Origin of the sequence: Arthrobacter globiformis NBRC 12137 (assembly GCF_000238915.1) — a bacterium.
GTDB lineage: Bacteria > Actinomycetota > Actinomycetes > Actinomycetales > Micrococcaceae > Arthrobacter > Arthrobacter globiformis.
This window is the reverse complement of record NZ_BAEG01000008.1, coordinates 41643-54395: the sequence shown is the minus strand read 5'-3', so window position 1 is coordinate 54395 and position 12753 is coordinate 41643. Positions and strand designations below refer to the sequence as shown.

Here is a 12753-nt window from a genome sequence, read left to right as displayed (position 1 = left end):
GCAACCCGTGTCAGGTTTTCAGGTGTTTTGCGAAGTGGTCCTCGATCCGGCGCCACGCTTCGGGGGCGGCGGCCGGATCCGGACCGATTCCCATCACGCGCGTGAGCGGGCGCAGTGCCCGGGGGCCATCCTCCTGGTCGTTCAGGAAGGAGTGCCCCGCCGTCGGGAACTCCTTGACGTCGTGTTCGACGCCCACCGCATCCAGGGCGGATTCCAGCCTGGCCGCGGCGCCGCGCAGGGTCCGGTCCTTCGCACCGTAGTTCCCGACGAGCGGGCAGGCGCCCCGGAGTGCAGGCTCAAGATCGCGGGGGAGGCGGCCGTAGTTCACCGACGCGGCGTCGAAGCCGTCGTTGGCCGCAAGGAGAGCGAAGCCGCCGCCCATGCAGAACCCGATGACGCCTGTCCGGCCGGTGGAGAGCGTCGATGCCTGGAGCCAGGACCGGGCGGCGGCGATGTCGGCAAAGACCCTGCCTTCGCCGGTGATCATGGATTTCATGGTTCCCACCAGGCAGCGGCGCGGGCCGCCGTCGCTGAAGAGATCGACGGCGAGAGTGAGGTAACCGGCCGCCGCGAGCCGGTCCGCGTGCCGGCGGATCTGGTCATTGAGGCCGAACGCCTCGTGGATCATCACGACGGCGGGAAAGGGGCCTTCGCCGGCGGGTGTGGCGAGGTAGCCGCGAAGGGTCTTGGAACCGCCGGCGGCGGCTGGCCCGCCCAGATCTACGTGGGGCATGCGCCCAGTCTTGCACGTGCCGTCTGTGCGGGGCGTCGGACCTGGCCCTTGGGGCGACAGGGCCCTGGAAGGTCAAAAACGGCGACGCCGGGCTCCCCCCAAGGGAGTCCGGCGTCGCCGATTCGCTGGTGGCGTATCAATCCCGCTTGAATTCGTCCTTGACGTCCTCGCCGACCTTCTTGGCGTCGGCCACAACCTGGTCTTTTTGGCCCTCAGCCTTCAGGCGGTCATTGTCCGTCGCGTTGCCTGCCGCTTCCTTCGCCTTACCGCCGAAGTCCTCTGCAGCGTTCTGGATCTTGTCTCCGATACCCATGGTGGGCACCACCTTCCGTTGCCGGTTGATCTGACAAAGCCGTTTCAGCCTAACACAAAGCATGCTTACTATTTCAAGCCGTGCTGCGCATTTTCCTCGTGAGGCCGCGGGCTGCGGCGCGGGGAGCCGGGAGCCCGGGGCGCAAAAATGTCGGCCGCTGACGCTAGGCTCGAAGGCATGGATCACAGCATCAGCCTGAGTCAGCACGTGAACGCCAGCCCGGAGAAAGTCTGGCAGGTCATCTCGGATGTGCCGGGATCCGCCGCCACCCTCTCCGGCGTCGAATCCATCCAGATGGTCAGCGAGGGCCCCTATGGCGAAGGCACCCGCTGGAAGGAGACGCGGTCCATGATGGGCCGGCGCGAAACCGTGGAAATGTGGGTGTCCCAGGCGGATCCGCCGCGCAGCACAACGGTGAAGGCGCTGCAGGGCGGAGCGGACTACACTTCCCGGTTCACGCTGGAAGAGCGGGGCGGCGGGACCGACCTGACCATGACTTTCGGTGCGGAGGTCCTCAGGCCTACCGTGTTCAGCCGGCTGATGCTTGCCGTCTTCGGGAGGATGGGCCTGAACATGGCGCGCAAGGCCCTGGCGAAGGATCTCGCCGAAATTGCGGCGAAAGCGGAGCAGCTGTAGTGGCGGGAAGGGCTGCGGGCAAACCCCAGGGTTCAGCCTCGAAGGTCACGCCCCCGAGGCTGGCGCCGGTCCGGCTGGAAGACCTGCAGGATGACGATGCGCCGGACTTCAGCCGCGCCGCACGGTATGACGGCATGCAGTACAGCAGGGCGGCAGCCGACGGGCTGGAGCTGAGCGGCATCACCTTCGCCGAATGCGCATTCGCCGGGGTTTCCTTCAATGAAGCGCAGCTGCGGGGCGCCACGTTCCGGGACTGCGTCATCGAGGAGGCCTTCGCCCCGGTCCTGAACGCCGCCCGGTCCACGATGCACGATGTCGTCGTCAGTAATCCCAGGTGGGGGTCGGCCGAGCTCTATGAGGGCGGCTGGCAGTCGGTGCGGATCGACGGCGGCAAGATCGACTACCTGAACCTGCGCGGCTCGCGGCTGGCGGACGTGCTGATCAGCGACTGCATCATCAGCGAACTGGACCTGGGTTCCGCCACCGCGGCCCGGGTGGCGCTGAAGAACTGCACCATCGGCAGCCTGGACCTTGCCGGCGCCAGGCTGAAGGACTTCGACCTGCGCGGCACGGACTTCCGGAGCGTCAGCGGCCTGGGGAGCCTGGCCGGCGTCGTGATCGACGAGTACCAGCTGGGGCTCCTGGCCCCGCTCCTCGCGGCCCACCTCGGCGTCGTCGTCGCCTGACGCGCCTGCGCCCGTAGGCCCCACCGGGGCCTGAGGAGTTTTTGTCCGCTTGTCACGACTTCGAGGCACGTGAAGTCGCGACAATCCGCGCAAAAACTCCTGTCCCGTTGACCGGTTGCCCGCACCGTGTAATCTTTATAGAACGAACGGTCGGTAATTTATTCGCTTCCGGCCCAGCTTCTGCGAAAAGGATGTTCTCATGGTCGAGGCTTTTCTGGTCGGCGGTGCCCGTACCCCGGTAGGACGATACGGCGGAGCGCTCTCGGCGGTCCGGCCCGATGATCTGGCCGCCCTGGTGGTCCGCGAGGCCGTGGCCCGGGCGGGTGTGGATCCGGACGCCATCGATGAGGTCATCCTCGGCAACGCCAACGGTGCCGGCGAGGAGAACCGCAACGTGGCCCGCATGGCCACCATCCTCGCCGGCCTCCCGCTGCACATCCCGGGCATCACCGTAAACCGGCTCTGCTCCTCGGGCCTGAGCGCCATCATCCTGGCCAGCCAGATGATCAAGTCCGGTGCCGCGGACATCGTGGTGGCCGGCGGCGTGGAATCCATGAGCCGCGCGCCCTGGGTCCAGGAGAAGCCGCAGACGGCCTTCGCGAAGCCCGGGGACATCTTCGATACCTCCATCGGCTGGCGGTTCGTGAACCCGCTGTTCACGAAGGGCGAGCTGTCGCGCGGCGGCAAGATGACCTTCTCCATGCCGGAAACCGCCGAGGAAGTGGGCCGCGTGGACAACATCTCCCGCGAGGACGCCGACGCCTTCGCCGTCCGCTCCCACGAAAAGGCACTGGCGGCGATCGAGGCGGGCAGGTTCAAGGACGAGATCGTCCCCGTGACGGTCAAGAGCCGCAAGGCCGAGACAGTGGTGGACACCGACGAAGGCCCCCGTGCCGGAACCACCATGGACGTTCTGTCCGGCCTCCGCCCCGTGGTTCCCGGCGGCTCGGTGGTCACGGCCGGGAATTCGTCCTCCCTCAACGACGGCGCGTCGGCCATCATCGTGGCCTCCGAAGCCGCAGTCCATCGGCTCGGCCTCACTCCCCGTGCCCGGATCATCGACGGCGCCTCCGCGGGCTGTGAGCCGGAAATCATGGGCATCGGCCCGGTTCCGGCAACCCAGAAAGTCCTCAAACGGAGCGGGCTCAGCGTCGGTGACCTGGGCGCCGTCGAACTTAATGAAGCGTTTGCCACCCAGTCCCTTGCGAGCGTGCGGCGCCTTGGGCTGGACCCGGACATTGTGAACAACGACGGCGGTGCCATCGCTTTGGGGCATCCGCTCGGTTCCAGCGGCTCCCGGATCGCCATCACCCTGCTGGGCCGGATGGAGCGCGAAGACGCGCGGATCGGCCTGGCCACTATGTGCATCGGGGTGGGCCAGGGCACGGCTATGCTGCTGGAGCGCGTCTAGTGCCGGGCCAGGAGAACGCGAACCAGGACGGCGCGAACCAAGACAGCACGAACCAGGACAGCGCGAACGGACACTTAAGCACCCAGGAGTTCAGCACCCTCCTGGTCGAAGAGCGCGGCGACCGGGTGGTGGTGCTCCTCAACCGCCCCGACGTCCGCAACGCGATCGACCAGCAGATGGTGGACGAGCTCCATGCCGTGTGCGCCGAGCTGGAAAAGGACCCCAAGGTCCTCATCATCGCCGGCACCGAGGGCGTTTTTGCCTCGGGTGCCGACATCGCGCAGCTGCGGGAGCGGCGCCGCGACGACGCGCTGCAGGGCATCAATTCCACGATCTTTGTGCGGATCGCCAAACTTCCCATGCCGGTGATCGCGGCGCTGGATGGCTACTGCCTGGGCGGCGGGGCGGAGCTGGCCTATGCCGCCGACTTCCGGATCGGCACCCCGGCCGTTCGGATCGGCAACCCGGAAACCGGATTGGGAATTCTGGCCGCTGCCGGTGCCAGCTGGCGCCTGAGGGAACTCGTGGGGGAGCCCGTGGCCAAGGAAATCCTGCTGGCCGGGAGGGTGCTGAAAGCCGAGGAGGCGCTCGCCGTCAACCTGGTCACCGAACTCCACGAGGCCGCCGAGCTCATGGGCGCAGCGCACCGGCTAGCCGACCGCATCGCCCGGCAGGACCCGCTGGCCGTCAGGATCACCAAATCGGTGTTCCACGCGCCGGCCGAGGCGCACCCGCTGATCGACCAGCTGGCGCAGGGAATCCTGTTCGAGTCGCAGGCCAAGTTCGACCGGATGCAGGCCTTCCTCGACAAGAAAAGCGACAAGAAGAAAAACACGGACAGCACCACAGACAGGACCACATCATGACCGCCATTCCCCAGAACGTCGGAGTCCTCGGCGGCGGCCGGATGGGCGCAGGAATCGCCCACGCCTTCCTCATCAACGGCGCCACTGTCGTTGTGGTGGAGCGCGACGACGACGCTGCCGCCGGCGCACGCGCCCGGGTCGCCGATGCCGTGGCCAAGTCCGCTTCCCGCGGACTTCTCGACGGATCCCCGGAGGACGTCCTGGCCCGGTTCAGCACGTCCACCGATTACTCGGCCTTCGCCGGCTGCGGCCTCGTGGTCGAGGCGGTACCGGAGGACTTCGAGCTGAAGGTCAGCGCCCTGAAGGCCGTGGAGGAGCAGCTGGCGCCCGGGGCGTTCCTCGCCTCCAACACGTCCTCGCTCTCGGTCACCGATCTCGCCGCCCAGCTGCAGCGGCCGGCAGACTTCGTGGGGCTGCACTTCTTCAATCCCGTGCCCGCCTCCACGCTGATCGAGGTGGTGGTGGCCAAGGAGACCGCACCCGAGCTGGCGGCCGCAGCGAAAGGCTGGACGGAAGCGCTGGGTAAGACCGCCGTCGTCGTCAAGGATGCCCCGGGGTTCGCGTCCTCGCGGCTGGGGGTGGCAATTGCGCTGGAGGCGATGCGCATGGTGGAGGAGGGCGTGGCTTCCGCGGAGGACATCGACGCCGCCATGGTGCTGGGCTACAAGCATCCCACCGGCCCGCTGAAGACCACCGATATTGTGGGTCTGGACGTCCGCCTGGGCATCGCCGAATACCTGCACTCGACGCTGGGGGAGCGCTTCGCGCCGCCGCAGATCCTCAGGGACAAGGTGGCCCGCGGCGAACTGGGCCGCAAGACCGGCAAGGGCTTCTTCGACTGGACCGACTGACCCGCCGACGCCCGGGCGCGCCTACAGCAGGCCGACGATGTAGCCGACGAAGAACAGCAGGCACAGCAGCACCACAATGCCGATAGCCACCAGCACGGCCACCTGGGTCCCCCGTGGCGGCCCTCCCTCGCCGTGCCCCTGTGGTCCGCCGGTAGAGCTTTCAGCGGGCGGTGTTTCCCCCGGCGGGACCCCGCCACCGGGTTCCAGCCCGGTGAGGTGGTCTTCAAGTGGGTCTGGGTTCTGGCCGCTCATGGAGTCCTCCTGTACTGGATTGCAGACGGTTACAGGGATTCGAGTTTCTGCCGGAGCCCGTTCAGGGCCGGATCACGAAGCTTCATGAACTGCGGCTTGAGGAACGGCTGCAGCAGCTTGTAGGGCCAGTTGATGCTGAACTGGGCGGTGTACAGGACTTCGGAGCCGGAGCTGAGCGACCGCACGTCGATCGAGTCAAAGGCCACGAGGTTCCGGTGTTCGCCACGGAGCTTGATGTGGTTGTCGAACAGTTCGATGACTTCGTACTCGATGGGCTGGCGCTTGTCCCGGAACAGCGCTTCGGCATGGTAGCGGTGGCCGACGGCGACAGGACCCTCGGTCAGCTTGTCCATTACCGCAGTGCCCGGGTCCCACTCGCTGGTGTGTTCGAACGCGGACAGGTAAGCGAACGCAGTCCGCGCCGGCAGGGACGAAGCAACAGTGCCTGCGACTGTGATCATGACACCAGCCTAGCCACGCGGGTCGCGGGGCACACCGTGCTGAGGAGGCCAGCCCGGCGGACAGTCCCGCGTGGAGCCCGGTGGCTAGTCAAGGGCCGCCCTGATGGAGGCGGCGTAGCCCTGGGCGTAGCCGTCAGCCGTAGGGTGGAAGACGTCCGCGGACGAGGCTCCGCAGGTGGCGGAGGCCGTGCAGAGCGGCGGCAGGCCCACGATCCACGGCTGTGCGGAGCCTATTCCGTGGCCGGCGAACGCGCGGGACACATCCACGTAAGTAACCTTTGAGCGTCCTCCATCCGCTGCCCGTGCTGCCTTGGCAATGACGGCGTTCAACTGCTGCGTCAGCCCGTTGATTGGATCAGCTGCCGGGCCGGCGCCGGGCTCGAACAGCAGCGGGTACCCGGTTACGTAGACGTCTGCACGCGGTGCCTTCGCCGTGACCTCCTTCAGCATTGCCAGAAGATCCTGGAAGAACGGGCTGGCCGCCGGGGTGTTGAGGGCGGTCTGCAGGACGGCGGCGCGTTGCGCCAGGGCAGACGTGCACGCCGGACCGGGATCCTGCGAACAGACCACCAGTGCGCCGACGGAGTCCAGGTCATTGCCACCGGCGGTGACGGTCACCAGGTCCACCTTCTTGCCCAGCGACGGGATCTGGTCTGCCCGCACGGTGCGTGTAGTGGCGCCGCTGCAGGCCTCATTCCCGGTCAGGCTGACCTTGCGCGCCGCGTCCAGCAACGCCGGATAGCCTTGGCCGCTCCTGAAACAGGTGTCCGCATATTGGCCTGTGCCTTGGCCCGCGGCATAGGAATCTCCCAATGCGACGTAGGAATCGAACCGGTCCGCGGACGCCGGGGCTGCAGTCAGGCCGGCGAGGGCCAGCGCCGCGAGGACACCGGCAAGGCGGACGGTTCGCCGTCGCAAAGGCTGTGTGGCTGTCATGACAAACCCCCATATGTTCGCTGAGGCCGGGCAATGGCGCTCATCGCCCTAGAGTACTCCCGCCGAAGGGCCCGGATGGCGGCACTCTGTACTCGTTTTTCTGCCGGGTGGTCTGGCACTACCTGCCGTGTACCCCGTGCGTCCGCCGGGGCAGGTGTGGTTAGCTGGCTCCGTGAATGCGAGGGGACAAATCGGCTGGGACGGGGCGGTGAACGCCTGGCTTGTGGCCGGCTCTGTCTACCGGATGGGGCGGCGGGAATGGCTCACGGAGGCAGGCTGGAAGGAAGCGTACAGCGACGGCATCCGCACGATCATTGACCTCCGGAATCCCGGCGAACGGCAGCGCCGGCCCACCGATCCGGACGTGGGCGAAGCACTCGCCGCGTTCGACGTCGTCCTGGCACCCACCGAAGATCCGGAAAACCCTGAGTTCAAAGCCCTGTGCGACCCCTACCTGAACGATCCCGCACACTATCCCGCCAACGCCCGCCTCTTTCCGGACAGGCTGGCCGCCGTGTTCAAGGCCGTGGCTGCCGCACCAGGGGGCGTCGTGATCCATTGCTCCGCCGGCAGGGACCGCAGCGGCATGATCGCGGCCATGCTCCAGGACCTTGCCGGCGCGAGTGATTCCGAGATCGTGGCCAGCTATCAGGCTGCCATGCGCAGCATCAACGAACGCCACCGGACCATGTGGCCGCCGCATCCGCATGAACGCTACCTCGACGAGGAAACCCTGTCCCCCCTCCTGGAGACGCGCGGGGCGCGGGTTCTGGACTTCGTGCGGCAGCTCAGGACGCGGGAATTCCTGCTGCGGAACGGGGTTACGGAGCCGGAGCTGGAAGCAGTCCTGGCCGCCCTCGACGCCAGGGTTGCCCTGTGATCTCTCCCGCTTCCGGCCGGGCGCTCCGGCGCGCGCTCGCCCTGGCAGCGGCGGTAGCGCTGGGCGCCCCGCTCGCTCCAGCACCCGCTTACGCTGCCTTGGAAACGACGACGACGGCGGAGGCCGACGGTGCGGTCGCCCCGCCGGCGGTGCCGTCCCCGGCTCCGGACCCGGCGGCCGGCGCCTCGGAGGCGGGCCTTGCCGAAGCCGTTGCACGCGACCTGGGCATGACACTGGAGGAATTCAACGCCGCAGGAGAGCAAGGAAAACGGGCGGCCGCGGAAAGTGCCGTTCCGGAAACGCCCGCTGCCCCTGCGCCAGCCGCCCCGGAACAAGGCGCCGGGGACGCCGCGGCGGGGCGATCCGGGAATGACCTTCGTGCCGCGAGCGTCGAGCAGCTTTACCGGGCGTACCTGCGTGAGGTGGGACCCGCGGGGCTGCAGGCCGTGGCCGAGGCGGACGGCAGGTTCATCATCCGCACGGGCGGGGTGAACGAGCCACAAGCGGAGCCGCAGCCCGCAACAGCAGCGGACGGCACCCAAGAAAACGGCGCCGGTCCCACGCCCAACCCAACCCCGGCTCCGGCGTCGGCGGACGCGGGGAGCGGCGGGCGTCTGTCGCCGTCGGAATTCGTGGAGCAGTATGCCAACGTGGTCCTCGAGACCGGCGAACCTCTGGCCCCGGAGGAGGACTTCTTCGGCGGACAGGGGTACCGGATCGACGGCGGGGTGGTCTGTTCCGCCGGCTTCAGCGCGTTCAGCGCCGACGGCAAGCCTGTGGTCCTCACTGCCGGTCACTGTGCCGACGACGGAGCCGCGCGGCTCGCCGAGGTGACCCTGCCGGCCGGGGATCCGGCCGGAGGATTCGCGGCCGAAAACGCGGTCACCGGGGAACTCGGGACCTTCGGCGTCAGCCAGTTTGGCGGCCCCGGGAACTCGAGGGTCGCGGACCCGGAGAATCCCGGCACCCCGGGGAACGACATCGCCGTCATCGACTCCATCCGCGCGGACCTCGACCCGCTCCCGGCCACCACCACATGGGAGGACGCCACCAGCCTCGGGACCGGCTCCGTGAAGATCGTGGGGATGACGTCGCCGTTTGTGGGCCAGGCCGTTTGCCGTTCCGGGCGGACCGCCGGATGGTCATGCGGCACCGTGGACGAGGTGGGGATCTACATCGTGGGCGGAGGCTCGGGGGACCCTGCCGACCTGCGCTCCTTCAGCGGATTCCTCTCCACGTCCGTGCAATCCAGCGGCGGTGATTCCGGCGGGCCATGGATCAGCGGGAACTACGCCGTGGGCACGCACTCCGCGGGAAACTCCAGCGACTCCACAGAGAACTTCGCGGTTGCCGCGACGCTGGAGGATTCGATGTCAGTCCTGCAGGGCGTGCAGCTGCGGCTGTTCCTGAACAGGCCCGTCCTGGCCGGGTCCCTTCCGGCAGGGCCGATAGCTCCGGGGCAGCGGATCACAGGGCGGCTGGCCACGGACCCGGCCACCGACGTTCCGGCGGGAACCCAGGTCCGGGTGACGTTCCCGGGCAGCGAACCGTTCGGCGTGGACGTGGACGCCACGGGCAACTGGACCTTCAGCGCGCCCGGCTCCGGCACGGGGTTCACGGCCCAGACGATGAACGGCTTCAGCCGCTCCGAGCCGAGCACCTTCAGCACCGTGCCGAAGCCCACCGTGCCGAAGCCCGCGGTGCCTGCGCCGGGCGGTTCCGGCACCGGTACGCCAGGCGCCGGCGGGTCCCCGGCCGCGTCCCCGCCGGCCTCGGCGCAGGGCGCCGGGCCTGTGGTGCTGACGCCCGCGCCGGAGCCGTCGATGGTGGCGGCGCTTCCTGCCGCCGGCCCCTCCGCGGCTGCAGGACCGGATGGCGCGGCATTTCCGGACCAGGATGCGGCGCCGCTGCGGCTCGCCGACACGGGGGTTTCGGGCCTGGCCACCGCTGTTGCCGGGGCGGGAGTTGCTCTGCTGCTCGGCGTCTTGTTGCTCCTAGTCGTCCGGCGCGGCGGCAGGCGCTAGCCGATGGTGGCGGCTTCGTCCAGGGTGTGCGGCTCGAAGTGCTCGATGATGTCGCGGACAGACGCGAGGCCCTCGGTGAACGCCGCCGAGGCGCGCCACTGTTCAACCTGCTCGAGAGACGCCCAGGGCCCCGTACTGATGAAGCGGTTAGGCACGTCGCGGTCACGCATCAGCAGGCCTCGCCCGCCCGGATAATCCTTGTGGGTTCGGTCGGCCATGTCCTTCCAGGCCTTCACGAAGTCGTCCTCGTGGCCGGGCTTCACGAGCCAGATGCCCAACGTGTACACAGACACATCCACCACCTCCATTGGTGTGCAGAGCGGATACCTGATTATCTTCCCGTGCCGCGGCGGGCGGAAGATGCTAACAGTTGGCCGGCTTATATTCGTAAGCGCCGGCGTCGGCCTGTCCGGATCCTGAGCATTGACCGTTCTGCGGCACAGACGCCTGGTCAAGGTCCACTTCGGACGGGCTGCTGCCGGCGCGGTCTATGGCCGGGCTGCCGCCGGCGAGGTGGAGGTCTTCCGGGGGATTGACGAACTCTGCGGGGGCCGTCGTCGAACTGTCGTCCAGAGGGACGTTGCTGGGACCGTTGACGACGTTGGACTGCTCCGTCCAGCCGGATCCGTCCATCCACAGGGCGTCGCGCACGGCCACGAGGATGTTGGCGCGGATGACGGTCGATGAGGGGCAGGATGCGTGGCAAACGACGCCGCGTGAATGGCTGCCGTTGAGCCATACCGTGTTGAATTCGAAGGTGGTGCTGTTTGTGGGGCCGAACCGTGTGCCCGGGCCGCGGAGGATCAGGCCGGCGGCCTCGGCGCATTCTGCGCCGCATGAGGACCGGATCAGGTTGTAGCGGAAAACGTTGCCGTCGGCTGCTCCGTCGGAGCGCCCGATCTCGGAAAACACGTTGTTGTCGATGGCCTTGTTGTGGTGGATGTTGTTGCGGCTGCCGTTGTACACCTCGAAAGCGCTTCCGTCCCGGCTGAAGTCGTAGGAGGAAGCGGTGGAACCGGTGACGGTGTTGCCGGAGAACTCGTTGTCGTTGCCGTTGATCAGCACGCCGAACGCGCCCGAATCGTCGGTGCAGTTGGCCGCGTCCGGAGTACCGCACTGGTCTCCGGGCGTGTTGACGTTCATGACGTTGTTGTCCGTCAGGACATTGTTGAAGTATTTGCCGAAGTCGGAGCCCGTGCCCACTTTGATTCCGGCGGTGTTGTCCGAGGCCTCGGAATTCTTCACCACCACGTGGTCGCCGTACACGTTGAAGCCCGCGTACCCGCAGTTCAGGGCCCGCAGTCCGTCCACCTCGATGTAGCTGCCGATCAACCGGAGGCAGTTTCCGCCCTCTCCGCTGGTTATGGTCGGCAGTGCCCCGTTTCCGTAGCTGTTCAGCCTGATGGCCGACGACGGCGTTCCGCTTTCGTCCAAAACGACGTTGCCGATCCACTCGTCACCCCTGCGGAAACTGAGGGACTCACCGGGTTTGAAGGCCGTTTCGTTGACTTTCATCAGCGACTGCCAGGGCGAGTCGGGGGACGTCCCGGAGTTGGTGTCGCTGCCCTCAGCGCTCACGTAGTAGTGGGTGGACGGCGTCGAAGGGGCCGTCGTGGAGACACAGCCCACCAGCAGGACCGCCAAGAGGAAAGCCACCATCGCGGCGGCGGCCCTTGTGGTACGTGTGCTCATGATTGCACCTGCCGGAGGCGGACAATGAGGGCCCGGTCCAGCAGCGCCGCTGCCTCTGGTCCGGAGCGGCCAGAGTATAAAGCGCCCGGGGCAATGTCAACGGGACTGTGCGGCAACGGGACGGGGGCGAGCGGTGGCACCCGGGGAGGCCCGCCGTCGAACGCCGGACTGCAGCCTCCTAGGCGAGCGGTGCGGGCCGCACGCGGACCGGGGCCAGCAGGCCGATGAGCAGGATGGCGGTGACGGAGCCGGCGGCCATGATCGAGGCCAGCACCACGATCTGGAACCGGCCGGCTTCCAGCGGGGAAAGACCGCCGAAGATCGCGCCGACGAAGGCTCCCGGAAGCGTGACCAGGCCCGTCGTCTTGGTCTGGTCCACTGAGGGAATGAGCGCAGAGTACACGGCGCTGCGGGCCATCTCGCGGGTGGCCTGCCGGGGAGAGGCACCCAGGGCGAGCCAGCCCTCCACCTGGTCCCAGCGGTCGATCACGGCCTCGTTGAACCTGCGGCCCGCGAGCCCCGCAATCGCCATCGAATTGCCGACGACGATCCCGCCGATCGCCAGGGCGTAGCGGGAGGTGAACTCGATGGCGCCGGTGCCGAACACGATGACCAGCGAGGCGAGGATGCCGGCGGCCATCGAGCCGGCCACAACAGCGAGGTGGTGCCAGGACCAGGCGAGGCGGCGTGCGGCGGTAATGGCGGCGACGGTGAACATGACCCCCAGGGCCACGGCCACCCATTCGGCGCTGGCGATCACGGCGCCGAGGATCAGGCTGACGGCGGCGAGCTGCGCCGCGCCGCGGAGGATGGCAAGGGCCGGCGAGAAGGCGTGCGGGACCCGGAAACCGCTGAGGACGGCGGCTGTCAGCGCCATCAGGAGGCCCACCGCGATCAGGGTGGGGGCCAGGCTGCCAAGCTCGATCACTGGATCAGCCTAACCGGGGGCTGGCCCGCGGAAGGTCAAGGGACGGCTGCCGGCAGCGGCGTCAGTCAGTGCGGCCCGCGGCAG

Annotated in this window: 15 protein-coding genes; 7 read left to right on the top strand and 8 right to left on the bottom strand. The window is 68.1% G+C overall.

Annotated features, from left to right (window positions below; all coding sequences use genetic code 11):
- Positions 1-10: 10 nt before the first annotated feature.
- Both ARGLB_RS00540 and ARGLB_RS00535 read right to left on the bottom strand, forming a co-directional pair.
- Positions 11-733 carry a dienelactone hydrolase family protein gene (locus ARGLB_RS00540; RefSeq protein WP_003797694.1) on the bottom strand — a complete coding sequence of 241 codons (723 nt, stop codon included), beginning with the start codon at positions 731-733 and terminating at the stop codon, positions 11-13.
- Positions 734-869: 136 nt separating this feature from the next.
- On the bottom strand, positions 870-1046 hold the full coding sequence (locus ARGLB_RS00535; protein WP_003797692.1) for a CsbD family protein: 177 nt from the start codon (positions 1044-1046) through the stop codon (positions 870-872).
- Positions 1047-1223: 177 nt separating this feature from the next.
- On the opposite strand from ARGLB_RS00535, the gene ARGLB_RS00530 reads away from it, so the two are divergent.
- The 5 genes from ARGLB_RS00530 (at position 1224) to ARGLB_RS00510 (ending at position 5496) form a co-directional block, all read left to right on the top strand.
- Positions 1224-1682 carry an SRPBCC family protein gene (locus tag ARGLB_RS00530; protein ID WP_043417598.1) on the top strand — a complete coding sequence of 153 codons (459 nt, stop codon included), beginning with the start codon at positions 1224-1226 and terminating at the stop codon, positions 1680-1682.
- Complete coding sequence (locus ARGLB_RS00525; RefSeq protein WP_003797689.1) at positions 1682-2368, top strand: pentapeptide repeat-containing protein; 687 nt, start codon at positions 1682-1684, stop codon at positions 2366-2368. The genes ARGLB_RS00530 and ARGLB_RS00525 overlap by 1 nt, the downstream gene beginning before the upstream one ends.
- Positions 2369-2567: 199 nt before the next feature.
- Positions 2568-3779, top strand: a complete 1212-nt coding sequence (locus ARGLB_RS00520) for a thiolase family protein (RefSeq protein ID WP_003797688.1) — start codon at positions 2568-2570, stop codon at positions 3777-3779.
- Between the two features lie 101 nt (positions 3780-3880).
- Positions 3881-4645 carry an enoyl-CoA hydratase/isomerase family protein gene (locus ARGLB_RS00515; RefSeq protein ID WP_043417596.1) on the top strand — a complete coding sequence of 255 codons (765 nt, stop codon included), beginning with the start codon at positions 3881-3883 and terminating at the stop codon, positions 4643-4645.
- Complete coding sequence (locus tag ARGLB_RS00510; RefSeq protein ID WP_003797685.1) at positions 4642-5496, top strand: 3-hydroxyacyl-CoA dehydrogenase family protein; 855 nt, start codon at positions 4642-4644, stop codon at positions 5494-5496. Before ARGLB_RS00515 ends, ARGLB_RS00510 begins: the two co-directional genes overlap by 4 nt.
- A gap of 21 nt (positions 5497-5517) precedes the next feature.
- On the opposite strand, the gene ARGLB_RS00505 is transcribed toward ARGLB_RS00510, so the two are convergent.
- The 3 genes from ARGLB_RS00505 to ARGLB_RS00495 form a co-directional block, all read right to left on the bottom strand.
- Positions 5518-5748, bottom strand: coding sequence for a DUF6480 family protein (locus ARGLB_RS00505; RefSeq protein ID WP_003797683.1), 231 nt, complete (start codon positions 5746-5748; stop codon positions 5518-5520).
- 29 nt (positions 5749-5777) lie between these two features.
- Complete coding sequence (locus ARGLB_RS00500; RefSeq protein ID WP_003797681.1) at positions 5778-6209, bottom strand: SRPBCC family protein; 432 nt, start codon at positions 6207-6209, stop codon at positions 5778-5780.
- Between the two features lie 84 nt (positions 6210-6293).
- Positions 6294-7145 carry an SGNH/GDSL hydrolase family protein gene (locus tag ARGLB_RS00495; RefSeq protein WP_003797679.1) on the bottom strand — a complete coding sequence of 284 codons (852 nt, stop codon included), beginning with the start codon at positions 7143-7145 and terminating at the stop codon, positions 6294-6296.
- Between the two features lie 172 nt (positions 7146-7317).
- On the opposite strand from ARGLB_RS00495, the gene ARGLB_RS00490 reads away from it, so the two are divergent.
- Positions 7318-8025: a tyrosine-protein phosphatase gene (locus tag ARGLB_RS00490; RefSeq protein ID WP_003797678.1), complete on the top strand. Its 708-nt coding sequence runs from the start codon at positions 7318-7320 to the stop codon at positions 8023-8025.
- Positions 8022-10049: a S1 family peptidase gene (locus ARGLB_RS00485; RefSeq protein ID WP_003797676.1), complete on the top strand. Its 2028-nt coding sequence runs from the start codon at positions 8022-8024 to the stop codon at positions 10047-10049. The genes ARGLB_RS00490 and ARGLB_RS00485 overlap by 4 nt, the downstream gene beginning before the upstream one ends.
- Here the strand turns inward: ARGLB_RS00485 and ARGLB_RS00480 are convergent.
- From ARGLB_RS00480 to ARGLB_RS00470, 3 genes are all read right to left on the bottom strand, one after another.
- The gene (locus tag ARGLB_RS00480; protein ID WP_139023207.1) at positions 10046-10342 is read right to left on the bottom strand and encodes an antibiotic biosynthesis monooxygenase family protein; all 297 of its coding nucleotides are present in this window, start codon (positions 10340-10342) and stop codon (positions 10046-10048) included. The genes ARGLB_RS00485 and ARGLB_RS00480 overlap by 4 nt on opposite strands.
- Before the next feature lie 70 nt (positions 10343-10412).
- Positions 10413-11741: a hypothetical protein gene (locus tag ARGLB_RS00475; protein ID WP_003797672.1), complete on the bottom strand. Its 1329-nt coding sequence runs from the start codon at positions 11739-11741 to the stop codon at positions 10413-10415.
- Positions 11742-11919: 178 nt separating this feature from the next.
- Positions 11920-12669 carry an ABC transporter permease gene (locus ARGLB_RS00470; protein ID WP_003797670.1) on the bottom strand — a complete coding sequence of 250 codons (750 nt, stop codon included), beginning with the start codon at positions 12667-12669 and terminating at the stop codon, positions 11920-11922.
- Positions 12670-12753 lie beyond the last annotated feature (84 nt).

What these genes read in the sequence shown, in the direction of transcription:
- ARGLB_RS00540 (WP_003797694.1), bottom strand. Translation starts at nt 733, where the DNA reads ATGCCCCACGTAGATCTGGGCGGGCCAGCCGCCGCCGGCGGTTCCAAG.
- ARGLB_RS00535 (WP_003797692.1), bottom strand. Translation starts at nt 1,046, where the DNA reads ATGGGTATCGGAGACAAGATCCAGAACGCTGCAGAGGACTTCGGCGGT.
- ARGLB_RS00530 (WP_043417598.1), top strand. Translation starts at nt 1,224, where the DNA reads ATGGATCACAGCATCAGCCTGAGTCAGCACGTGAACGCCAGCCCGGAG.
- ARGLB_RS00520 (WP_003797688.1), top strand. Translation starts at nt 2,568, where the DNA reads ATGGTCGAGGCTTTTCTGGTCGGCGGTGCCCGTACCCCGGTAGGACGA.
- ARGLB_RS00510 (WP_003797685.1), top strand. Translation starts at nt 4,642, where the DNA reads ATGACCGCCATTCCCCAGAACGTCGGAGTCCTCGGCGGCGGCCGGATG.
- ARGLB_RS00505 (WP_003797683.1), bottom strand. Translation starts at nt 5,748, where the DNA reads ATGAGCGGCCAGAACCCAGACCCACTTGAAGACCACCTCACCGGGCTG.
- ARGLB_RS00500 (WP_003797681.1), bottom strand. Translation starts at nt 6,209, where the DNA reads ATGATCACAGTCGCAGGCACTGTTGCTTCGTCCCTGCCGGCGCGGACT.
- ARGLB_RS00495 (WP_003797679.1), bottom strand. Translation starts at nt 7,145, where the DNA reads ATGACAGCCACACAGCCTTTGCGACGGCGAACCGTCCGCCTTGCCGGT.
- ARGLB_RS00475 (WP_003797672.1), bottom strand. Translation starts at nt 11,741, where the DNA reads ATGAGCACACGTACCACAAGGGCCGCCGCCGCGATGGTGGCTTTCCTC.